Origin of the sequence: Rhizobium sp. GCM10022189 (assembly GCF_042656325.1) — a bacterium.
Lineage (GTDB): Bacteria > Pseudomonadota > Alphaproteobacteria > Rhizobiales > Rhizobiaceae > Rhizobium.
In genome coordinates this window covers 451539-473680 of record NZ_JBHSOR010000002.1, presented here as the reverse complement: position 1 = coordinate 473680, position 22142 = coordinate 451539, and the positions used below count along the sequence as shown (strand labels likewise).

General features: G+C 62.0%; 23 protein-coding genes and 1 pseudogene. 6 read left to right on the top strand and 18 right to left on the bottom strand.

Features of this window, described 5'->3' with window-relative positions; all coding sequences use genetic code 11:
* Positions 1–60 precede the first annotated feature (60 nt).
* From ACFPWW_RS02560 to ACFPWW_RS02550, 3 genes and pseudogenes are all read right to left on the bottom strand, one after another.
* A pseudogene (locus ACFPWW_RS02560) lies at positions 61–375 on the bottom strand (PilZ domain-containing protein); the annotation flags it as partial.
* 87 nt (positions 376–462) lie between these two features.
* Entirely contained in the window at positions 463–1344 is an 882-nt protein-coding gene (locus ACFPWW_RS02555) for a DMT family transporter (RefSeq protein ID WP_112572203.1), read from the bottom strand.
* Positions 1345–1413: 69 nt separating this feature from the next.
* Positions 1414–1875 carry an Lrp/AsnC family transcriptional regulator gene (locus tag ACFPWW_RS02550; protein ID WP_018115458.1) on the bottom strand — a complete coding sequence of 154 codons (462 nt, stop codon included), beginning with the start codon at positions 1873–1875 and terminating at the stop codon, positions 1414–1416.
* 158 nt (positions 1876–2033) lie between these two features.
* Between ACFPWW_RS02550 and ald the strand changes: the two genes are divergently transcribed.
* Complete coding sequence (ald, locus tag ACFPWW_RS02545) at positions 2034–3152, top strand: alanine dehydrogenase (protein WP_112572201.1); 1119 nt, start codon at positions 2034–2036, stop codon at positions 3150–3152.
* 10 nt (positions 3153–3162) lie between these two features.
* Here ald and ACFPWW_RS02540 read toward each other — a convergent pair whose 3' ends face one another.
* From ACFPWW_RS02540 to ACFPWW_RS02520, 5 genes are all read right to left on the bottom strand, one after another.
* The gene (locus ACFPWW_RS02540; protein WP_377310186.1) at positions 3163–3678 is read right to left on the bottom strand and encodes a DUF1203 domain-containing protein; all 516 of its coding nucleotides are present in this window, start codon (positions 3676–3678) and stop codon (positions 3163–3165) included.
* A gap of 97 nt (positions 3679–3775) precedes the next feature.
* Entirely contained in the window at positions 3776–4336 is a 561-nt protein-coding gene (locus tag ACFPWW_RS02535; RefSeq protein ID WP_112572197.1) for a GNAT family N-acetyltransferase, read from the bottom strand.
* A 2-nt stretch (positions 4337–4338) separates the two neighbouring features.
* Complete coding sequence (gene sseA / locus ACFPWW_RS02530) at positions 4339–5208, bottom strand: 3-mercaptopyruvate sulfurtransferase (RefSeq protein ID WP_112758665.1); 870 nt, start codon at positions 5206–5208, stop codon at positions 4339–4341.
* Between the two features lie 43 nt (positions 5209–5251).
* On the bottom strand, positions 5252–5989 hold the full coding sequence (locus ACFPWW_RS02525; RefSeq protein WP_112704925.1) for an alanyl-tRNA editing protein: 738 nt from the start codon (positions 5987–5989) through the stop codon (positions 5252–5254).
* 6 nt (positions 5990–5995) lie between these two features.
* Positions 5996–7036 (bottom strand): cysteine synthase A, encoded by a 1041-nt coding sequence (locus ACFPWW_RS02520; RefSeq protein ID WP_112572191.1) that lies wholly within the window; start codon positions 7034–7036, stop codon positions 5996–5998.
* A 210-nt stretch (positions 7037–7246) separates the two neighbouring features.
* Between ACFPWW_RS02520 and ACFPWW_RS02515 the strand changes: the two genes are divergently transcribed.
* Together ACFPWW_RS02515 and ACFPWW_RS02510 are read left to right on the top strand one after the other, a co-directional pair.
* On the top strand, positions 7247–7906 hold the full coding sequence (locus ACFPWW_RS02515) for a ChrR family anti-sigma-E factor (protein ID WP_377310183.1): 660 nt from the start codon (positions 7247–7249) through the stop codon (positions 7904–7906).
* A gap of 98 nt (positions 7907–8004) precedes the next feature.
* Positions 8005–8838: an SDR family NAD(P)-dependent oxidoreductase gene (locus tag ACFPWW_RS02510; RefSeq protein WP_377310181.1), complete on the top strand. Its 834-nt coding sequence runs from the start codon at positions 8005–8007 to the stop codon at positions 8836–8838.
* On the opposite strand, the gene ACFPWW_RS02505 is transcribed toward ACFPWW_RS02510, so the two are convergent.
* The 4 genes from ACFPWW_RS02505 to ACFPWW_RS02490 all read right to left on the bottom strand — a co-directional run bounded on the left by ACFPWW_RS02505 (position 8839) and on the right by ACFPWW_RS02490 (position 13804).
* Positions 8839–10098, bottom strand: coding sequence for a class I SAM-dependent methyltransferase (locus tag ACFPWW_RS02505; RefSeq protein WP_112758669.1), 1260 nt, complete (start codon positions 10096–10098; stop codon positions 8839–8841).
* A 78-nt stretch (positions 10099–10176) separates the two neighbouring features.
* Positions 10177–11025 (bottom strand): DUF1365 domain-containing protein, encoded by an 849-nt coding sequence (locus ACFPWW_RS02500; RefSeq protein ID WP_377310179.1) that lies wholly within the window; start codon positions 11023–11025, stop codon positions 10177–10179.
* A complete protein-coding gene (locus ACFPWW_RS02495; protein WP_377310177.1) occupies positions 11022–12353 on the bottom strand; it encodes an NAD(P)/FAD-dependent oxidoreductase in 1332 nt (443 codons plus the stop codon). Before ACFPWW_RS02495 ends, ACFPWW_RS02500 begins: the two co-directional genes overlap by 4 nt.
* Complete coding sequence (locus ACFPWW_RS02490; protein WP_377310175.1) at positions 12350–13804, bottom strand: cryptochrome/photolyase family protein; 1455 nt, start codon at positions 13802–13804, stop codon at positions 12350–12352. The genes ACFPWW_RS02495 and ACFPWW_RS02490 overlap by 4 nt, the downstream gene beginning before the upstream one ends.
* Positions 13805–14104: 300 nt before the next feature.
* On the opposite strand from ACFPWW_RS02490, the gene ACFPWW_RS02485 reads away from it, so the two are divergent.
* From ACFPWW_RS02485 to ACFPWW_RS02475, 3 genes are all read left to right on the top strand, one after another.
* On the top strand, positions 14105–14692 hold the full coding sequence (locus ACFPWW_RS02485; protein WP_112572317.1) for an RBBP9/YdeN family alpha/beta hydrolase: 588 nt from the start codon (positions 14105–14107) through the stop codon (positions 14690–14692).
* An 87-nt stretch (positions 14693–14779) separates the two neighbouring features.
* The gene (locus ACFPWW_RS02480) at positions 14780–15343 is read left to right on the top strand and encodes a methylated-DNA--[protein]-cysteine S-methyltransferase (protein ID WP_112572179.1); all 564 of its coding nucleotides are present in this window, start codon (positions 14780–14782) and stop codon (positions 15341–15343) included.
* A gap of 75 nt (positions 15344–15418) precedes the next feature.
* Positions 15419–15808, top strand: coding sequence for a RidA family protein (locus ACFPWW_RS02475; RefSeq protein WP_377310172.1), 390 nt, complete (start codon positions 15419–15421; stop codon positions 15806–15808).
* A 110-nt stretch (positions 15809–15918) separates the two neighbouring features.
* Here the strand turns inward: ACFPWW_RS02475 and ACFPWW_RS02470 are convergent, their stop codons facing one another.
* From ACFPWW_RS02470 to ACFPWW_RS02445, 6 genes are all read right to left on the bottom strand, one after another.
* A complete protein-coding gene (locus ACFPWW_RS02470) occupies positions 15919–16500 on the bottom strand; it encodes an NAD(P)H-dependent oxidoreductase (protein WP_377310170.1) in 582 nt (193 codons plus the stop codon).
* Positions 16497–17906 carry an FAD-binding oxidoreductase gene (locus ACFPWW_RS02465; protein WP_112704918.1) on the bottom strand — a complete coding sequence of 470 codons (1410 nt, stop codon included), beginning with the start codon at positions 17904–17906 and terminating at the stop codon, positions 16497–16499. Before ACFPWW_RS02465 ends, ACFPWW_RS02470 begins: the two co-directional genes overlap by 4 nt.
* 1 nt (position 17907) lies before the next feature.
* A complete protein-coding gene (locus ACFPWW_RS02460) occupies positions 17908–19218 on the bottom strand; it encodes a cytosine deaminase (RefSeq protein ID WP_377310168.1) in 1311 nt (436 codons plus the stop codon).
* A complete protein-coding gene (locus ACFPWW_RS02455) occupies positions 19218–20072 on the bottom strand; it encodes an ABC transporter permease (protein ID WP_112572169.1) in 855 nt (284 codons plus the stop codon). The genes ACFPWW_RS02460 and ACFPWW_RS02455 overlap by 1 nt, the downstream gene beginning before the upstream one ends.
* Positions 20072–20896, bottom strand: coding sequence for an ABC transporter ATP-binding protein (locus tag ACFPWW_RS02450; protein WP_112754291.1), 825 nt, complete (start codon positions 20894–20896; stop codon positions 20072–20074). Before ACFPWW_RS02450 ends, ACFPWW_RS02455 begins: the two co-directional genes overlap by 1 nt.
* Positions 20897–20963: 67 nt before the next feature.
* Complete coding sequence (locus tag ACFPWW_RS02445) at positions 20964–21980, bottom strand: ABC transporter substrate-binding protein (protein ID WP_112572165.1); 1017 nt, start codon at positions 21978–21980, stop codon at positions 20964–20966.
* Between the last annotated feature and the right edge of the window lie 162 nt (positions 21981–22142).

Sequence of the window (22142 nt, the reverse complement as noted above, 5' to 3'; positions counted from 1 at the left end):
GGCAAAGACAGTGCCGCAAAAGCGGCACCGCCTGAACGCTCACATCTAGCGCACGCGCGGCACGTCGCGATGGAAGAAGCGGAAATAGGAGGCAATGAGCGCGCGGGCATTGGAATTGACGTCGAACTGGATGCCGACGCGGCCATTGTGTTTCCAGCGAACGACGCCGTCGAGCAGGCCGAGATCTTCCGCTTCGATGCGCACCTTGCTGCCGGCGGCGGCATAAAGCGGGGCCTTGACTTCAAGTGCGGCGCCCGTGACGGAGAGGTCGAGAATGCGGGCGTCCACCTGGCTGTTCATATAGCTGATTTTGCCGAAGACGCGGCAACTCCTGCGGTCGGCCTTGCGGGCGGTGATCTTGAGGTTACGTGTCATGCTTGTCCCCATGAAGAATTCGGGAAAAGCATAGGCGCGGAAGATTGAGATGCCTTTAGAGCCTTATCTAAAATTGTGCCGAAAGCATCAATTCGGCACGGCCGCGCGCCGCGCCACCACATGTTCGCGCCAGACCGTGAAGATGCCCGCCGCAACCACGATGAGAGAGCCGACAATCATGTTCAGCGTCAGCGTTTCACCGTAGATGAGCACCCCGAGGATCGAGGCGTAGACGAGCTGGATATAGGTCAGCGGCTGCACGGCGGCCGCATCGAGGCTGTCATAGGCGCGGATCAGGAAATAATGGCTCGATGTCCCGGTCAGGCAGACGGCAAGCATCCACATCCAGTCCCATCCCTGGATCGGCGTCCAGTAAAACGGCCCCGCGAAGGTCATGACGGCGGCCCCGACGACGCCCGTATAGAAGAAGCTTGTCATCGCCGAATCCTGCCGGCTCACGTAACGCGTGGCGATCACGTAAAGGGCGAAATTGAAGCAGGAGACGACGGCAAGAAGCAGGTTCACGTCGAAAAACCCGCCTTCCGGCTTGAGGATCAGCAACACGCCGAGAAGCCCGAGGCCGATCGCGGTCCAACGGCGCCAGCCGACCCTTTCGCCGAGAAGCGGAATGGCAAGCAGCGCGACGATGATCGGCGTGGCGGCAAAGATCGCCTGCGAATGGGCAAGGCCGATCAGCGCAAAGCAGGTAATTGCCAGCACCACCTGCGTGGCAAGCAGAACGCCGCGGGAAAACTGAAGAAACGGGTGTTTGGTGCGGGCGGTCGCGGCGATGCCGCCGCGCATCCTTGCCGCCAGAACCACGGTGAACAGGCCGAAGGCCCAGTAGCGGACCATCGTCACGAAGATGGGCGAATAGGCGGAGCCGAGATGCTTCGAGATGGCGTCCTGCGCTGAAAAGATCGTCAGTGCCAGCAGCAGGAAGATATAGCCGTGTGTCTTGGATTTCATGTCTTGCCGTTGAAGCGGAGACGCCCGCAACATCAAGCTAGGGCAGGATTCCGGGGGCTTTGCAAGGGCTCAAAGGCCGACATTCGGCCTGTCGATGATTTCGCGCAGCGCAAAGCTCGAGTTGATTTTCACGACATGCGGCAGCGCCGAAAGCCAGTCCCGATGAATGCGCTCGTAATCTTCCAGGTCGCGGGCTGCCACCCGCAGGATGTAATCGTATTCGCCCGACATCAGGTAGCAGACAAGCACGTTGGGGCAGCGTTTCACCGCCGCTTCGAATTCCGACAGTGTCTTGGCGAACTGGCCGGAGAGCGAGATGTGCACGATGGCGATCATCTTGTAATCGAGCGCCTTATGCGAAAGCCGCGCATGATAGCCGCCGATGACGCCGCTCTTTTCAAGAATGTCGAGCCGCCGCGAGCAGGCCGAAGGCGACAGCCCCACCTTGTCGGCAAGTTCCGCATTGGTGATCCGCGCATTGATCTGCAGCGCCTTCAGAATCGCAAGATCGATATTATCGAGGTCGGACATTCGAAGAACCTTCGAAGAATGGATTTCTGGCGCAATAATCTTCGAAACTTCGCCTCCATGCAAATCCTCTTTGCAAGGACATTTCGCGCCTGCGGTGATTGGATTCCGCAATCAACAAACGCTCCGCGCAAAGCGGGCATAAAATGAGAGGAACGCGAATGCGTGTCGGTTGCCCGAAGGAAATCAAGAACCATGAATATCGCGTCGGCCTGACGCCGGCTTCGGTGAGAGAATATGTCGCCCACGGCCACGAGGTCTGGGTGGAAACGAAGGCGGGTGCTGGCATCGGCGCCGATGACGCCGCCTATGTGGCCGCTGGCGCGAAGATCGCCGCCTCGGCCAGGGATATCTTTGAAAAGTGCGACATGATCGTCAAGGTCAAGGAGCCCCAGCCTTCCGAATGGGTGCAGCTCCGCGACGGTCAGCTGCTCTATACCTACCTGCATCTTGCGCCCGATCCGGAACAGACCAAGGGTCTGCTCGCCTCCGGCGTCACGGCAATCGCCTATGAGACCGTCACCGACGATCGCGGCGGCCTGCCGCTCTTGGCACCCATGTCCGAAGTCGCCGGCCGTCTGTCGATCCAGGCTGGCGCCACCGCGCTGCAGAAAGCCAATGGCGGCCTCGGCATCCTGCTTGGCGGCGTGCCCGGTGTCCTCCCGGCAAAGGTTGCGATCATCGGCGGCGGCGTCGTCGGTCTGCACGCCGCCAAGATGGCTGCCGGCCTCGGCGCCGATGTCAGCATTCTCGACAAGTCGCTGCCGCGCCTGCGCCAGCTGGACGATATTTTCAACGGTCGCATCCACACGCGCTATTCCAGCATCCAGGCGCTGGAAGAGGAAGTCTTTTCGGCCGATCTCGTCATCGGAGCCGTGCTGATCCCCGGCGCCGCCGCGCCGAAGCTCGTTACCCGCGAAATGCTCTCGGGCATGAAGAAGGGTTCGGTCATCGTCGATGTCGCGATCGACCAGGGCGGCTGCTTCGAAACCTCGCATGCGACGACCCATTCCGAGCCGACCTATATCGTCGAAGGCGTCGTGCACTATTGCGTCGCCAACATGCCGGGCGCCGTCCCGGTCACGTCGGCCCATGCGCTCAACAATGCGACGCTCGTTCACGGCCTGGCGCTCGCCGACCGCGGCCTGCGCGCCATCGCCGAGGACAAGCATCTGCGCAACGGCCTGAACGTCCACCGGGGACGCATCACCAACAAGCCGGTCGCCGACGCGCTGGGTTACGAGGCTGTCGCCCCGGAAAGTGCGCTGAACGTAGCGTAACCCAGCTTACTCATGGTGAGACAAAGGCGCCGGCTTCCGCAAGGGCCGGCGCCTCTGCCTTGTCGATCCGGCACTGATAGCAATTGTTGCGCGCCGAGCGCACATGCACATAGGCAATGCCGGGCCGTGCAAGCAGCTCGGCCGCATAGGCCGGGATCTTTTCGATCGGCGTGACCGCGCCGGTGCCATAGACGATCCTGTCATTGTCGCTATAGCCGCGCACGATGAAATTCGGGCTTGTCGTCAGCACGGGCGGCAGAACCTCCCTGGCGGCGTAGCGCCGGCAGGGCTGCTTGTGCAGGAAGATCGGGCCGGTCTCGGCATAGGGCTGCAGGTCCGGAAAGGGCCGATAGGCAAGGACGAGAAGCTCTTCGCCGGCGCCGATATTTGCCAGGCAATGGCGGCAGGGATAACCGTCGCCATCGGAAACCAGCGTTTCCGGCAGGCGGCCGTAAGCGTCGCGGCCCCCGTTCCAGAGCGCCTCCGCATCTGATGTCGGCATGGCGGAAAACTGAATGCTGGTCATGGCAAATCTCCTTGTGATCTTTGCCGCAGTTTCCGCCCTGGCGCTCATCCGGGCCACCCGATTCTTGCCTCGGAGGGCAGCTGGCGGGCAGGGGCAATCAGCCTTTCCTGGCGATTTCCAGCAATTCCTTGTCGCTCAGCGGCCGGACGATCCCCGTGCCGGTGGAAACCGGCGAAAAACCGAACATCTGGTAAAGCTGCAGGGCGCGCGGGTGATCCAGATTGTTGGTCGTCGTCGTGACCTTCTTCGGGTTCAGCGTCCAGATCGCATAGAGCGCCTGGAGCAGGAACCATTTGCCGATGCCGAGGCCGAGCGCATGTTCGAAGAGTCCGAAATGGGAGAGTTCGATCGTGTCCTCGTCCTCGCAGAGATATTCGTAGAAGCCGGCAGGCGCACCGTTGACATAGAGCACGCTGATATTGTTGCGCTTGTCGTGCAGGGTGGCGGCGAGCTCTTCGTCGCTCATCCTTAGACGGTCGACCCATTGCCAGCGCGCGCCCACCTGCCGGTAGAGATACCGATAGAAGGCAAGCGGGATGTCCGGCGCGCGCATGATCGCCGTCTGGATATTGACGGGCACGGGCAGGCTTGCCTTTGGCGGCGCGACCATTTCAAGCCGCGTGATATGGGCCTTGAGCGAGGCGGGCGTCTTTCCCATGGTCAGGCTTTGACCGGTTCCGGCGGGCCGGTGACGACCGGCGTATCCTCGCGGCTGCCCCATTCGCTCCAGGAGCCGTCGTAAAGCTTGTTGTCGCTATGCCCCAGCGATTCCAGCGCCAGCGTGATGATGGCAGCGGTAATGCCCGATCCGCAGGAGGTGACGACCGGTTTGGAAAGGTCGATGCCGGCATCCTCGATCGTCTGCTTGAGTTCCGGCAGTGACTTGAAGCGGCCCTGATTGGCGAAAACGCCTGACGGCAGGCTGCGTGCGCCGGGCATGTGGCCGGAGCGCATGCCGGCGCGCGGCTCCGGCTCGCTGGCCGCGAAGCGGCCGGCGCTGCGGGCGTCGGCAATCTGCAGGGCGCCGCTCGAAACGATCTCGCGCATCTGCTCGAGATGGACGACGCGGCTGGCATCGTAATTCGTCTTGAAGGTGGCTGCGGCATAGTGCGGCACTTCGGTTTCAAGCGGTCTTGCTTCGGCCTTCCAGCCGTCCAGCCCGCCATCGAGCACGAAGACGTTTTTCGCGCCCATCACCCGGAACAGCCACCAGACGCGCGGCGAGGCGAACATGCCGATACCGTCATAGACGACGATCCGGTCGTTCTCGCTGATGCCGAGCCTGCCGACTTCGGCGGCGAAATAATCGGGCGAGGGGATCGTATGCGGCAGGTTCGTCGAATGGTCGGCGATCTTGTCCTGGTCGAAACGGATGGCGCCCGGAATATGGCCGGCGGCATATTCCGCATCGGCATCGCGTTTCTGCGCCGGAAGATAGAAGGATGCGTCGAGCACGCGCAGATCGGGCTTGCCGAGTTCAGCCTGTAGCCAGTCGGCCGAAACGACGAAACGGCTCTTGGTGTCGCTCATGGTGATCTCCCCAATTATCAGGCCCAGTATCAGGCGTCGTTCATCAGGCTTCGTCGCCGGGCGTGCCGAAGCGAATGCGGAAGCGCCGGTTTTCTTTGCCCTTCTTCTCGATCTTGGCAATATGAATTTGGCCGACTTCCTGCGTTTCCGAAACATGCGTGCCGCCGCAGGGCTGGCTGTCAATGGCGGAGTTCTCGCCGATGCAGACCAGGCTGACGCGGCCGAGACCAACGGGCGGGCGCACATTCTTCGATTTGACGATGCCGGGATTGGCGGCGAGTTCCTCGTCCGTAATCCACTGAAGATAGACCGGATGGTTCTGGTTGACGAGGTCCATGAGCCGGGCCGTCACCTCGTCCTTGTCGATCGTATCGCTCATGTCGAAATCGACACGGCTTTCCTCTTCGCCGACGGCAGCCCCCGTAATGGGATAGGAGCAGACGACCGACAGGAGGTGGCAGGCGGTGTGCATGCGCATCAGCCTGTAGCGGCGCGGCCAGTCGATGTGCAGCACCAGCTTCTCGCCGACCTCCGGCCGCGACTGGTCCGCCAGCGGCACGTGGATGATGATGTCCTTCGTGGCACCGTGCCTGGCCTGGCCGAGCTCTATCCTGGAGCCGTCGGTGCGTTCGAAGAAGCCGGTATCGCCCGGCTGTCCGCCCGATGTGGCGTAAAAGCACGTCTGGTCCAGCTCGATGCCCCCATCCTCGTGAACGGCCGTGACGACCGCTTCGCATGTGGAAAGATAGAAGTCGTCACGGTAGAGGGCATTGACTGGCATGGAGGCTCACGCTGCGGGTTCGTAGGGTATCTTGATATCCGTCGAGCCGACCATCCATGCGGGGATGGGAAGGCCCTTGGACGAAAGGAAGTCCGGGTTGAAAAGCTTGGACTGATAGCGGTTGCCATAGTCGCAGAGGATTGTCACCACCGTGTGGCCGGGGCCGAGATCCCTGGCGAGGCGAACCGCACCGGCAATATTGATCGCGGTGGAGCCGCCAAGGCAAAGCCCCTCGTGTTCGACCAGATCGAAGAGATAGGGAAGCGCTTCGGCGTCGGTGACGTGATAGGAAAAATCGGGCGTAAAACCTTCGAGGTTGGCGGTAATGCGTCCCTGGCCGATGCCTTCGGTGATCGACGATCCCTCCGACTTCAGCGCTCCGTTCTGGTAGAACTCGTAGAGTGCGGCACCTTCGGGGTCGGCAATGCCGATCTTGATATCCTTGTTGAAGCTCTTGAGGCCCGCCGCAACACCGGCAAGCGTGCCGCCCGAGCCGACCGAGCAGACAAAGCCGTCGATCTTGCCGTCGGTATCCTTCCAGATTTCCGGTGCCGTGGTTTCGATATGCGCCTGGCGATTGGCGACATTATCGAACTGGTTGGCCCAGATCGCGCCGTTCGGCTCGCTCTTGGCAAGCTGCTCGGCAAGGCGGCCGGAAACCTTCACATAGTTGTTCGGGTTCTTGTAGGGAACGGCCGGGACTTCGACGAGTTCGGCGCCGAGCAGGCGAAGCGCGTCTTTCTTCTCCTGGCTCTGGGTTTCCGGAATGACGATCACGGTGCGATAGCCAAGCGCCTTTGCGACGACCGTCAGGCCGATGCCGGTATTGCCGGCCGTGCCCTCGACGATGACGCCGCCGGGCTTGAGCAGCCCCTTCTTCTCGGCATCGCGGATGATGTAGAGCGCCGCCCGGTCCTTTACCGACTGGCCGGGATTGAGAAACTCGGCCTTGCCGAGAATGGTGCAGCCGGTCGCTTCGGACACACCCTTGAGCTTGATGAGGGGCGTATTGCCGATAGCCTCGATTACGGAGGGGTGGAAGGTCATGGAATCTGCCTCGTTTACGCTTAGTTTAGGAACGGTCTTTTCCCTTCACAAGGCGGCATTGGCAAGAAATCCTATTCCATGGCTTTCGAGCCCACGATAAAATTAGTCTTCCGTTTCCTGCCCTTCGCCGTGCCCGGGCAAGCAGTGATCCGAAGATTGACTTTCGGCGTATGGATGACGACAAAGCAAGCACGGGCGCAGGAACAAGGCGTGACCGAATCCGACATGGTTCACGAGCATATCGACACGATCGATGCATTGATGGCGCATTATGTTGCTGGCTCCCTTCCGGAGCCGGCGCGCGTGCTCGTGGAATCCCATCTCGAAATGAAGCCGGACAATCGTGGCCTTGTAGCCGATCTTGAGCGGCTGGCCGGAGAGGCCCTGGAAAAGACGCCGGCAAGCCCCATCAGCGACCGCGATGCCAGGCTTGCGGCAATCTTCGGCTCGAAGGCCCCCGCCGCCTCCGCGACGCTCCCGCCACGCCCGCAGGGCGCCCTTTTCCCGCGCGCGCTGCGCAATCTCATGGGTTTCGAAGCCGATGACGTGCCGTGGCGCAGGCGCCTTCCGGGCTTCAAGGAATATGCAAGGGATATGGACGGCTGCGAGGTCAGCCTCATGTGGATACGGCCGGGTCGCGCCCTGTCTGCCCACACGCATGCGGGCATGGAACTGATCCTCATTCTCGACGGCGCTTTCCGCGACGAGCGCGGCCGGTTCGGGCCGGGGGACATCTCGGTTGCCGATGCCACCGTCGACCATCGCCCCGTCGCCGAAAAGGACCGGCCCTGCATTGCCTTTGCCGTTTCGGACGGGCCGGTCAAGCTCACCGGCTCCTTCCGCCAGATCATCGGCGACCTCATCGGCTGAAAGCAGCCACAATGCTGTGATAGAGCCATGGTCCCGGGAGAGATGAAGAGCTTCCGGGCCTGTGTTCGTCTTCAGATCGGCAGACCGGAGGAAGTGTCATGCGTAGTTTCATCGCCCGCCCGGAACATGGAATCGTCTGGATTTCCGGTGCAAGTTCCGGAATCGGGCGAGCGCTGGCGCTGAAGCTTGCCGGCGAGGGATACAGCGTCGCCGTCACTGCCCGCAATCACGAAAAACTGGTCGAGTTGCAGCTCGAGGCAGCCGGACTGCCCGGCAGCATCATCGTTCTCGACGGCGACGTGACCGATGCCGAGGACATGGAGCATGTCATGGCCTCGATCGAATACGAACATGGGGCGCTTGCCATGGCGGTCCTGTGCGCGGGCGTCTATCAGCCCGTCCGTGGCGAGGATCTCAACCGGGCCGATTTCGAGAAGACCTTCGCCGTCAACCTGTCCGGCGTCGTCAATTGCCTGCTGCCGGCGATCCGCCACATGAAGGCGAAAGGGCAGGGGCAGATAGCCATCGTTTCCTCGGTAACGGGCTATACGGGATTGCCGACCAGCGCCGCTTACGGCGCGACCAAGGCTGCCCTCATCAACATGGCCGAAAGCCTGAAATTCGATCTCGACAAGATCGGCATCCGCATCCAGCTCATCAATCCGGGCTTTGTCGACACACCGGCAACGCGCAAGAATGCCTTTCCCATGCCGGCGCTGGTCTCGCCCGAGACGGCGGCGGAGCACATTGCGGCGGGCCTCAAGTCGCAGGCCTTCGAGATCACGTTCCCGAAGCGCTTCACCTATGTGCTGAAGCTCCTGCGGATCCTGCCCTACGGTCTCTATTTCGCGCTGGTGAACCGCTTCACCGGTTGGCGCGAGCGGCCCGTCAAGACAAATCACCGGCCGGTGACGCCGCACCCGGCGGAGTGATCAGCGACGTGAAAAGACCACCTGCCGCACATCGATGTTGCGGGCGCGGAAACCCGCCTCGCAATAGAACAGGTAGAATTCCCAGAGCCGCTTGAACCGCTCGTCGAAACCCATCGGCCTGAGCTTGTGCCAGACGGACCAGAAGCGTTCGCGCCATTCCGCGAGCGTGCGGGCGTAGTCGAGGCCGAAGCCGAAGTCCCTGACCAGTGACAGGTCCATCTTCCTGCCGAGTTCGGCAAGGTGATGGCGCGTCGGCAGCATGCCGCCGGGAAAGACGTATTTCTGGATGAAGTCCGGATTGCTGCGATATTGCTGGAAAGCCTCGGGACGGATGGTGATGATCTGCAGGCCGGCCTTGCCGCCCGGTTTCAGGCACTGTTTCAGTTTGGAAAAATAGGCCGGCCAGTATTTCTCGCCGACAGCTTCGAACATTTCGATGGAAACGATGCGGTCATAGACCCCGGTTTCGTCGCGATAGTCCTGGAAACGGAAATCGACCTTGTCGCCAAGGCCTGCCTTGCTTATGCGCTCCTGCGCGAAGGCCAGCTGCTCGCGGCTGATGGTCAGCCCCGTTACCCGGCAGTTCAGCTCGCTTGCCGCAAACTCCGCAAAGCCACCCCAGCCGCAGCCGATTTCCAGCACGTGGTCGCCGGGCCTGATGCCGGTCGCCTCCGCCAGCGCCCGATATTTGGCGTTCTGCGCCGATTGCAGGTCGTTGGCGCCGGTCGAATAGAGCGCCGAGGAATAGGTCATGCTCGGATCGAGCCATTGCCTGTAGAAATCGTTGCCGAGGTCGTAATGGGCGGAGATATTGCGCCTGGAGCCCGTCCTGGTATTGGCGTTCATCCAGTGGCGGACGCGCTCGACGAAGCGGCCGACACCGCCCCTGCCGTGGGAATAGCTGTGTGCGGCCTCCCCGTTGACAAGGAAAAGCTCGAGGAAGGCGGTAATGTCGGGGCTGTCCCAGTCGCCGTCCATATAGGTTTCGGCGACACCGATCGTGCCGCTGCTCAACGCCCGGCCGGCAAGGTTCCAGTTCTTCAGGGTGAGTGCGGCATTCGGACCGGCAATCCTGCCCTTGGCGATGACCTTGCGCCCATCGGGCAAGGTTACGGCAAGCGAACCTTGCTGCATGCGCATCAGGCCGCGCAGCGCAAGCTGGGCTTTGAAGGGCAGGCCTTTGACGATGCGCGAGATATTTTCCGCCGTCAGCGTCACCGCGTCCCGGGCAGATTGGTTAAAGTCCTGAACATTGCTCACCGTCCATCCTCCCGCATTATTGGGCCGGTCAGGTCAATGCTTACGCCTCTCCTCCGGCGATTGCGGCAAACGCTAGATTCATTCCGCAGCTTCTGCAAGCCGGCTCGCGGGCTTCACGCTGACAGGCGGCGGAGGCGGTGGCCTGCGGATGTAAACGGCGCCTTTCAGCCAGAGTTTCAGAGCCTGCCAGTGAATGCCGGCCGTGATCTTGACCGTCAGGAAGGGAATGGCTGCGAGGAGATGGCCGAGCGCGCGGCTGGTCAGCGGCCTTTCCCGGCCGCAGAACGTTGCGGCAAGAAGCGGTCCTTCCGCATCGGTTTCCAGAATACGCCAGCGGATCTCCCGGCCGGGCGGCAGCATTCGGAAGTGATAGCGCATGTTCGTGGCTATGAACGGGGAAACGTAAAGCAGCTTGTCGCAGCTTTGGCGGATGCCGCTTTTGCAGATTTCCTCCCGCTCGACAGGGCAGACATAGCTGTGCCGTTCGCCGAACGTGTTGCGCACTTCATAGATCAGCGCGACCGGCGCATCGTTCCCGTCGAAGGCATAATAGACAGAAAGCGGGTTGAAGACGTAGCCGAGGATGCGCGGATAGCAGACGAGCAGGATTTTGGCCGGTCGCTCGACGCAGGCCTCCGCAAGCAGGCGGTCGGCATAAGAGCGCAGGCTTCCGCCTGCCGCATGGTCCTCTTCATGGAACGAGACGAGATTGCCGCGGTTGACCGAAAACAGCGCCGATTGCCTGTCGGCCTCCTTGAGCCGGTCGAGATCGATGGAGAGCGAAAAGACGCGATATTGGAAGCGATGGCCGAACGGCCTCATGCGCTGGTGCATGACCTCGCCCGCATAGAGCACCGCCGCTGCCTCCGGCGGAGGGCCGTTGCGCGTCATGCTGACGCCAGGCTTCGATGCGCGGGATGTCGTCATGCCAGCGTCTCCAGCATGTTTTCGCGGGGGCGGGCGTTCCGCCAGGGGGCGATCCCGCCCAGCGCTTCGGCCGCCGCAAGGCCGGAAACGAGCCCGTCCTCGTGGAAACCGTATCCCGTCCAGGCGCCCGCGAAATAACAGTTGTTCCTTCCCTGAATGGCTGCGATCGCGTCTTGTGCTGCCATCGCCTCCGCGGAAAACTGCGGGTGCTCATAGGTGAATTCGGCAAAGACCTTGTGGCCCTCCGGCTCACGATCCGGATTGAGCGTGACGAAGAGCGGAAAGCCCTGCTCTATGCCCTGCAGCCTGTTCATCCAGTAGGTCACGGCCACGCCGGCCCTGCCGTCGGCATGGCTCGAACGCAGGTAGTTCCACGAGGCCCATATCTTTCGCCGTGTGGGCATCAGACTGGCGTCACGGTGCAGGATGACGCGGTTGGGCTGATAGGGGACGGCGGCGAGCAGGCGCTTTTCCTGATCCGTCGCGTCGATCAGCAGCCGTGCCGTCTGATCGCTGTGGCAGGCAAGGACCACCTTGTCGAAAAAGGCTTCGTCGCCGGTCTGGTCGATCAGCGTGACGCCCTTGTCGCTGCGGATCACGCCGCGCACGCCGCAGCCGAGCTTCACTCTATCACCGAGTGGAGACAGAAGCCTTTTCAGATAGTTGCGGCTGCCGCCGCTGACGGTGCGCCATTGATGCTGCCGGCGATAGATCAGCCGGTGATTGTCGAAGAAATTGACGAAATGTTCGGCGGGAAACTGCAGCATCCGCGCTGACGGCGTCGACCAGATCGCCGCGGCCATCGGCATCAGATAGTTGTTGGTGAAACCCGGCGAGAAGCCGCGCCAGTCGAGATAATTGCCGATCGAGCGCGAGGCGAGATGCCCTGCCGCGCGATCTTCCAGGCAGGTGCGGTTGAAGCGAAGGATCTCGCGGATCATCCAGAGAAAGGAGGGGCTGAGCAGGTTGCGTTTCTGCGCGAATATAGCCGACAGCCCGCCGCCGCTCCATTCCAGCCGGCCCTGATCGAGCGACAGCGAAAAACTCATGTCGCTGGCATGCGTGGACACGCCAAGTTCGGCAAAGAGCGCGGTCAGATTGGGATAATTGTGCTCGTTATAGACGATGAAGCCGGTATCGACGGCAATATTCAGCCCGTCATAATCGACATCGACCGTTGCCGTATGGCCGCCCGGCCGGGCATCCTTCTCGTAGAGTGTCACGTCATGGACGGGGTTCAGCGCCCAGGCCGCGGATGCGCCCGATATGCCCGACCCTATGACGGCGACCTTGAGGCGGCGCGGCAGGCAAGGAACATGCGCGTTCATGCTGCATCCTTTATGGCGTTGAAGACCTTGAGCGCCCGCCGGCGCGCCATGGCGTGATCGACGATCGGGTTGGGGTAGGTTTCGCCGAGCCTGATGCCGGCTCTTTCCAGCACGCTTTCGGGGGCATCGAAGGGGCGGTGGATATATCTGTCCTCGAGCTTTGCGATCTCCGGCACGAATTGCCTGATATAGCCGCCGGCGGCATCGAATTTCTCGCCTTGCAGCACGGGATTGAAGATGCGGAAAAAGGGCGAGGCATCGGCGCCCGAACCGGCCACCCACTGCCAGCCGGCGGCATTGTTGGCCGGGTCCGCATCGACCAGCGTGTCGCGGAACCAGGCCTCGCCTCGCCGCCAGTCGATCAGCAGGTCCTTGACGAGAAACGAGGCCGTTATCATCCGCACGCGATTGTGCATCCAGCCATGGCGCCACAGCTGGCGCATGCCGGCGTCGACAATGGGATAGCCCGTCTGGCCGTTGCACCAGGCATGGAATCCGTCTTCATCCTTGCGCCAGCCGAAGCCGTCGAAACTGTCGTTCCAGTTGGCCCTGGCAAGTTCCGGAAAATGGAAGAGCAGGTGGTAGGAGAATTCCCGCCATGCCAGTTCCCTGCGGAAGCGCACGAGATCGTCGGATGGGATGCGGCGGGAAAGACCCTTTGTCGCCTCCCAGACGCGCGCCGGCGAAATCTCGCCGAACGCCAGATGCGGGGAGAGCAGGGAGGTTGCCGTCTTGCCGGGGAAATCCCGGTCGCTCGAATAGCCATGAAGCCCGTTTTCGATGAAATCCCGGAGCTTTTCGTGGGCGGCCGCTTCGCCCGGCGTCCACATGTCGGGAAAGGATTTCGCCCAGTCCGGTTTCTGCGGCAGAAGCTTCCAGGAGGCGAGCGTTTCGGATGCGGGAAACTGTTGGGGGAAGCGGAAGCGCTGGGGCGGATCGACGGGCGCCTCCGGCTCCCCGCTTTCTTCGAGGGCGCGCCAGAACGGCCCATAGACGCGATAGGACGTGCCGCTCGTTGTCTTCAGTATCGTCGGCTCGTGCAGCAGCTGGCCGCTAAAGCTGCGCACCTCGATTGCCTGTTTTTCCAGTTCGTGCCTGAGGCGCGTATCGATTGCGGTCCCCGGCGGATCGTAGCGGCGGTTCCAGAATATCGCCTCCGCACCGCTTCGCCTGATGATGTCGGCGAGCACGTTTCGGGCATGGCCGCTGGCAAGGACGAGCTTGCCGCCATGTCTCCTGATGGTGGCATCGAGCCCATGCAGCGAATGGTGCAGCCACCAGGCTTGAGCGGCGCCAAGCGGCCCGGTGCCGTCTTCGCCGGGTTCCCGGATGTAGAGCGGAATGACCGGCCGCCCCGATGCGCATGCCGCATGGAGAGCCCTGTTGTCGTCAAGGCGCAGATCCTTACGAAACCAGACGATTACCGCTCTTTCAACAGTCTCGCGTGCCACTGGCTGCTCCCTGTCTTGCCTCTGGGCTTGTTACGGAAGTACGAGGCAACCGGATCAACAGTTTCGCTCGGCGCGCATGAAAAAGGCCGGTCGAGCCGATCTGTCTCGGTGAAGGGTCTTTGCCCGGTCCGCTGTCCTGTTGCGGCATGCTTCGCCGAGTGGCAGCCTTTGGTCCCAGCGATGGATTTTCCAGCTTTCCTGCGGGTTTTGGAGCTTCGTTCCTTTAGTCCATAAAATTTATGAATAATTCTGGCGGGCATGCGCCGCGGCAATCTGCTGCGCGTGCGCCAGGAGGCAGCGATGACGAAAATCCTGATCGTGCCGGGCCTGTTCGGCTCCGGCGAGGGGCATTGGCAGCACTATTGGCTTGATGATGTGCCGCAGAGCCGGCTGGTCGCCCAGGCCGAGTGGAATCACGCCCGCCTTGACCACTGGATGGAACGGCTGGAGCAGGCGCTTCAGGAGGCGGGGGAAGCCTATATCGTTGCCCATAGCCTCGGCTGCATCCTGACGGCGAGGCTCGCCGACCGGCCGCTGGCCCGCCGGGTGAAGGGAGCGCTTCTGGTCGCGCCGTGCGATTTGCCGGCAACGGAAAGGCTGCATCCCGGTTCGCTCGCCTTCGGCCCCATGCCGACGAGCCCGTTTCCCTTTCCGAGCCTTACCGTCGGCAGCCTCGACGACAAATACATGTCGCTCGACCGCCTGAGTTTCTACGCCCGCCTCTGGAAAACCGAGGTCCGCAACATAGGGCTGGCGGGCCATATCAACATCGCCAGCGGCTTCGGCCGCTGGACCGGGGGCTATGCGTTGTTCGATGCGGTCAAAGGCAAGGCGAAAGCGAAGCGGCCGCAGATGCCCACGCTATCGGCAACTGCCGCATCGGCCTGACATTTTGCCGGGACTGCGCAAGAAACGGGTTGAACTTGAGCCCTTGCGGTACGATTCTGCTGCCTGACGGAATGTGAGGGCTTCACCATGGCTCAGAAACTGCACCAATACCTGATCTTCGAAACCGCCGGCGGCTTTTGCGGCATCGCCTGGAGCAATGCCGGCGTGACGCGGTTCCAGTTGCCGACCAGGAGCGCCGAAGCGACCGAACGCCTGTTGCTGCGCCGCTTGCCGGCTGCCGAACCGGGCAGGCCGACGCCGCAGATTCTCGAGGCCGTTGCCGCGGTGAAGCGCTATTTCGAAGGGGAGGAAGTCGATTTCTCCACCGTGGTCGTTGACCTCGACGGTCAGGACGCATTCTTCCGCGATATCTATGCCGCCGCCCGCCGTGTCGGCTGGGGGCGCACGACCACCTACGGCACGCTCGCCAGGGAGCTTGGCGCGGGGCCGGAAGCTGCCCGCGACGTCGGCCAGGCAATGGCGAAAAACCCTGTCGCGCTTATCATTCCCTGCCATCGCGTGTTGGCCGCAGGCGGCAAGATCGGCGGCTTTTCGGCGCCCGGCGGTTCGAATGCCAAGCTGCACATGCTGGAGCTTGAAGGCGTGCATGTCGGCCCGCCCGCGCCGGCCCAGCAATCTCTGGATTTTTGACCGGAAACCGGCGGCAGGTGCTTGGAACGCACCGAAATTCCTCGCTATAAATCCCTGTCTGCAGCGAGGTTTTTCATGAAGAAGATTTTCAATCCGCCTTCCGTGCGCCGCCCCTTCGGAAATTACAGCCACGGCCTTCTCGTGCCGCCCGGCGCCTCTCTGCTCGTCACCTCCGGTCAGCTCGGCATCGGCCTTGATGAAACAGTCCCCGAGGATGTGACGGCCCAGGCCGAACTCTGCTTCGAGGCGATCAAGGCGATCCTCGCGGCGGCCGACATGAGCTTTGCCGATGTCATCCGCATTTCCGGCTTCGTGACGAAGCGGGAGGATTTCCCGGCCTATATGGCCGTGCGCGACCGCTTCACACTCGAGCCGAAACCCGTTTCGACGCTCATTATCGTCAACGGCTTTACCCGGCCGGAATTCCTGGTCGAAGTGGAAGTGACGGCCGCGAAGGTTTTCTGAGGTCTGATTTCAGGCGCTGCTGCGATCGCCATGCCGTGGTCTCAAGGCCGCGGCACATCTTGCGCGACAAGCCTGCCGCGGAAAAGGCGCGCATTCTGAGGCGATCTGCTTCAGAAGCGTTCCATCGCGCGCTTCACTTTCGCCAGAAATGCCGCGCGCGTCTCCGGCGTGCAATTGTTCATATCGTAGTGGGCGAGGAAGGTGACGGGGTTGAGCGGGTTGATCTGCGCCCGCAAGACCCGCTTGACGATCTTCTTCGGCGGATTGCCGGCGACGAAGGCGCGGAAAGGTGTCGCGCCATAGGTCAGCACCGCCCCGAGCTTCCTGATGTGCCGCAGCCGGGATTCGACCTTGCCGTCCACCAGCTCGAAGGAGACGCCGGGAAGCCAGACCCGGTCGAAATAGCCCTTGAGGATGGCGGGAAAACCGAAATTCCACACCGGCGTACAGATGACCAGCGCCTCGGCCTGCTTCAGCCTTTCCACATAAGGTTTCACCAGCGATATATTGTCCGGGTAGTCGTGATAGACGAGCCGGTCCTGCCGTGAGAGAACGGGATCGAAATTTTCCGCGTAGAGATCGCAGGCATCCACCTCGTGCCCGGCCTTGGCGAGGCTCTCCAGGGTCTGCCTGTAGAGTGCCTTGCCGTAGCTTTCCTCGACCGGGTGCGAGTGGAGGACAAGAACCCTCATGAAGCCTCCATGACGGCGGCGAGGCCCGGGAAAAGATAATTCTTGCCGGCATTGAAATCGAAATTGGGATTTTCCCAGGCGATCATCTTGCCGGGATTGAGCAGCCCCTTCGGATCGGTCTCATGCTTGAAGGCAAGCTGCACCTTGTCGGTGCGCTTCATGCCGCCCTCTTCCAGCGTATAGCGGTGCGGGTTGAAGATCGGGCAGCCGTGATCCTGATGGATCCTGATGATCTCTTCCAGCCGCTCCTCGCTCGTGTAGCGCACCAGCGGCAGGCCCGAGCACTGAATCTGCCCGTCGAACTTGATGAATTCGAGATGGCCGGGCACCTCGTCACCGAAAATCTCCACCATCTTCTGCACCTTGGCGACATGATCCGGCCCCGGATACTGCACCTGCAGATAGGTGAAATTGGGATCGACCTTGAGCGCACGCAGCGTCGTGTGGTTCCAGGCAAGCTCGTAGGCATGCGGGATGCCGCGCATGCTCTCGACCTTGTCGGAGCGGAACATGATCTCGCCCTTCTGCGCTGCCGTGAACGCCAGGAAGGCATCCATGGAATGCGGCGCGATCATCAGCACGACGATCGACTGGCCCTGGCGGATATAGGGCTTGTGGCGGGTGAAATAGTCATGCGGAATGGGAGCGGCGATCGGCGCGATTTCCTTGACGAGAATGCCGTTGCACTTCGCCAGCGCATCGGAATAGCGCACCGCATCCATGAAGTCGTCATAGCCGACCAGAACGTCCACCCAGTCATAGGCGGGTGCGAGCGGCATCTCGATTTCCGTGATGATGCCGTTGGTGCCGTAGGCATGGCTGACCTTCTGCAGGTCCCAGCCGGTGAGGTCGAGCACCCGCGGCTCCGCCTCCATGGTCACGACCCGCAGGCGCAGGATATTGCCGAGATCGCGCAAGCCGCCCCAGGTGATCGAGCCGACGCCGCCCGAACCGCCGGCGATGAAACCGCCGACCGTCGCCGTCTGCGCGGTCGAGGGGTGGAAGCGCAGTTCCTGGCCGGAATGGGCCTTGGTCTGCTTGTCGAGCTGGGCGATCACGATGCCGGGTTCGCAGATCACGCGGCCCGGATGGATTTCCTTGATCCTGTCCATGGCCGCCAGATTGAGCACGATACCGCCCGATAGAGGCATGGCCTGGCCGTAATTGCCGGTGCCCGCACCACGCGGCGTGACGGGCACGCCATGGGCGAAGGCGACCTTGAGCGTCTGGATGACTTCGGCCTCGTTTTTCGGCGTGACGACGATATCGGCCGTCACATTGTCGAGCTGCGCCTTCAGGATCGGCGAATACCAGTAGAAATCCCGGCTCTTCTGCCGAACGAGCGCCGGATTGTCCTCGATCGCGATACCTTCGAGTTCTTTTTTGATCTTCTGATAATCGGCCATGTCAGGCTCCAACGACGCTATCGAGTTCACGGTAATCCGGCAGGCTGCGGTCGATCACCTTGCCGCGGCGAAGCACGACGCGGTCAGACTGCGGACGGGAAAGGAATTCGCTCCAGCGCCTTGCGCTGAAGAGCACGAGATCGGCGGGGTTGCCGACGGCAATGCGCCCCATCTGCGGCCTGCCGGCGATCCTGGCCGGTGACGTCGTGACGACGCGCGCCGCGGTGTCGAGCGGATGGTCGAGATGCAGGATGCGCACCGCCTCGCGAAACACTTCGACAGGGTCGAGATCGCCATAGGCATAAAAGGGGTCGCGCGTATTGTCGGAGGAAACGGCCGTCTCGACACCGGCCGCCGCCAGTTCCTTGAACAGCGTGACGCCGCGCCAGCGCGGCGTGCGGCCGGGATAGCGGTCCTGCAGATACATGTTGCACATCGGCAGTGAGATGACCGCGATCCCCGCCTTTTGAACCAGTTCCACCGTCCGCTGCGCAACATCGTCATCCTGCCGCGCCAGCGAGCAGCAATGGCCCGCCGTCACCTTGCCTTCGAACTGGTTGCGCAGGACGGCCTCGGCGATCGCCTTCAATGTCTCGGCACCCGGATCGTCCGTCTCGTCGACATGCAGATCGATATCGAGGCCGTTATCCGCTGCCGCTCGCAAAAGCGTATCGAGCTGCCAGTCGAGTGCCGGTCCCATCCTGGTGACACCGCCGAGCAGGCCGCCCGTGTCCTTCACGACGGCGACGAGATCGGCGAAGAAGGCTTCGTCGGCCATACTGTCGAGCGGGAACAGAGCGACCGCCTGCAGGGCGATCTTCTCTTTCCACTCGTCGCGCATGTCGGCAAACACCTCGAAGGAAATGCGGTGCTGGGGAGCGAGCGAATCCAGATGCGTGCGGATCAGGCCGGTGCCGTGCGCATAGGCCGAGCGCAGCGAGAATTCCATGCGCTTGCGCACATCGGCGGCCGACCAGTTGGCCTCGCGGTCCCTGCCGACGGCTTCGAGCGCGCCCATGAACGTGCCGTCCGGATTGGGTTTGCGCGGCCAGATATGGCCCTTGTCCAGATGCGTATGGATGTCGGCAAAGCAGGGCCAGACCATGCCTTCCTTCATGTCCGACTTGGCAAATTCCGCCGGCGCCGTGCCCGGCGGCAGGATTGCCGCGATGAGGCCATCCGCAATCACGATATCGGCCTTGACGAGCCCTTCCGTTGCCGGGGCCGCGTAGCCGGTCGCAACAGCCGGAAGCGTCGCATTGGCCAGCACGAAGCGGCCCGCATTGGGAGGAGACATGAAGGAATAGGTCATCAGTTTTCCCGCTTCAGGCTGCTCTCATGCCAGCGATGCAGGCTGAGCCATGAAATGAAGGAGGTGATGGCAAAGATCGCGACGCCGAGCATCGACAGCATGAAGAGCGCTGCAAAGAGGCGGGGGATATTCATGCGGTATTGCGATTCCAGCAGGCGGAAGGCGAGGCCGGAACCCGCACCCGCCGAACCCGCGGCGAATTCCGCAACCACGGCTGCAATCAGCGCCAGGCCGCCGCCGATGCGAAGCCCGGTCATGAAATAGGGCTGGGCGGCGGGGATCTTCAGATAGATCAGCGTCTGCCAGCGCGAGGCGCCATAGAGTTCGAAGAGGTTGATCAGGTTGTGATCGACGCTCTTCAGGCCCTGCACCATGTTCGACAGGATCGGAAAGAAGGCGACGAGGAAGGCGCAGATCAGAAGCGCGACCTGCGTCGACGGCGCATAGATCAGGATCAGCGGCGAGATCGCCACGATCGGCGTGACCTGCAGGATGACCGCGAGCGGATAGAAGGCGATTTCGATCCAGCGCGATTGCACCAGGAAGATCGCAAAACCGACGCCGCCGATCAGCGCCAGCGCAAGCGATATGAAGGTGATCTGGGTCGTCACCCAGAGGGCAGGGGCAAGCGTGCCCCAATCATTGACGAAGGCGGCCGCGACGGCGCCGGGGCCGGGCAGGATATAGGGCGGCACGCCCGACATCACGACATAGATTTCCCAGATGACGATCAGCACGCCGATGACGAGAAAAGGCACGGCGATGCGCAGCGCCAGATCGCGCCTGCCGGCATTGATCGGATTGGGAAGGGGCAGGGGCGAGACCTCGGCCGTTTCGATACTCTCGACGCTCATCAATGGTCCTCCGCTCCGCCCATCGCCTCGATCAGCGAACGCGACGCCGTCTCGCAGGCCTGCCGGTATTCTTCCGAGGTTCGGTAATGCGAATCCCGCTCGAGGCTGGTCGTCAGCGGAAAATCGGCGTGAACGCGGCCCGGCCGCGCCTTCATGACGACAATGCGGTTGGAGAGATAGGCGGATTCGAAGACGGAATGCGTCACGAAAATCACCGTGATGCCCGTCGCCTTCCACAGCCGCAGCACGTCGTCGTTGAGCTTCTGACGGGTGATCTCGTCAAGCGCCGCGAACGGTTCGTCCATCAGCAGCAGCTTCGGCTTCGTCACCAGCGCACGGGCGATCGAAACGCGCATCTTCATGCCGCCCGACAGTTCGCGCGGGAAGGCATCGGCGAAATCCTCGAGGCCGACCGTTGCCAGCACCTCCATGATCCGCTCCCTGGCGTCCGCCTTGGAAACGCCGCGCAGCTTCAGCGGCAGGTAGACATTGCCGAAAACCGTCTTCCACGGCATCAGTGTCGGTTCCTGGAAGACGAAGCCGATATCGCCTTCCGGCAGGCCCTTCGAATTGATGCGCGAACTCGGCCAGTCGATCTTGCCCGCGGAGATATCGCCGAGACCGGCGATGATGCGCAAGGCCGTGGATTTTCCGCAGCCGGAGGGACCGAGAAGGCTGATGAACTCGCCGCTTTCGACCGTCAGCGACATGCCCGAAAGCGCGATCGTGCCGCTGGAAAAGACCTTCGAGACCGACTGCATGACGACCAGCGGCCGCTTGCGTGTCTCCTTCGAAGGCGCCGCCTTGGTTTCGGCTAGGGACATTCTCTCGCTCTTTGATCGAAGGGGATGCGGCCCGCCGCTGAAGCGCGACGGGCCCGCCTTGGGAGGCTTACTTCTTCAGCGACGCGCCGACATTCTTGCAGACGAATTTCGTCGTGAAGGCCTTGGTGTAATCGGTGTCGGCCTTGACGACCTTGATCGCCACCATCTCGTCGAAGAACTTCTTGTAATGCGCGTCGGTGATGCAGCCGATGCCCTTGTCCAGGCCCTCGCCGGATTCGATGATGCCGTATTCCTTCATCTTGGCGATCGAATAGGCGATCTGGCCATCCGTCATTTCCGGATTGTCCTTCTTGATCAGCTCGTTGGCCTTGCTGTTGTCGCCGTAGAGATAGTTGTACCAGCCTTCGATCGAGGCATCGACGAAGCGCTGGACGACATCAGGCTTGCTGTCGATCATCTGCTGCGTCGTGGTGATCATCGTCGAATAGGGCGAGTAGCCGTTGTCGGCGAGCAGGAAGACCTTCGGCTCCCAGCCGGTCTGCTTCTGGATCTCGTAGGGTTCCGAAGTCAGGTAGCCCTGCTGCGCGGACTGTTTGTCGGCAAGGAACGGACCCGGATTGAAATTGTAGGGCTTGTACTGCTCGTCCTTGAAGCCCGGGAAATTCGCCTTCATCCACTCGAAATAGGTGAGGTAGCCGTCCTTGCTGAGAAACAGCGTCTTCAGCTTGGCAAGATCGGCAAACGTGTCGACGCCGGCATCGGGATGGGCGATCAGGATCTGCGGATCCTTCTGGAAGATCGCCGCGACATCGACGAGCGGAATGCCCTGCTCGACGGCCGAGAGTTCACCCTGCGGCCCGCCCATGTAGAAATCGATCTTGCCGGAGATCAGCAGCGCGCTGTTGGCCGCGTTCGGCCCGCCCTGCACAATGGAAACGTCCAGGCCGTATTTGGCATAGGTCCCATCGGCCACGGCCTGATAGAAGCCGCCATGCTCGGCCTGCGCCAGCCAGTTGGTGCCATAGCTGACCTTGTCGAGTGCATAGCCGGGTACGCTGGCGGCAAGCATGCCGCCAAGCCCAAGGACTGCAGAAAAGACGGATGTTTTCAATCTGTTGGACATGGCGGCGTTCCCCTTCTGGTGCCCCGGAAGCTCGTTTTCGGCCCCCGATTTTCTTCATTTGAGCGGTTGCTTCGCTCTTTGAAAAGCATCAAAATTCGTGCGCAACGATGCCTTTTTGGCATCCCATCCGCGGTCTGTGCCGAAATTGGGCGCCGTGCTTAA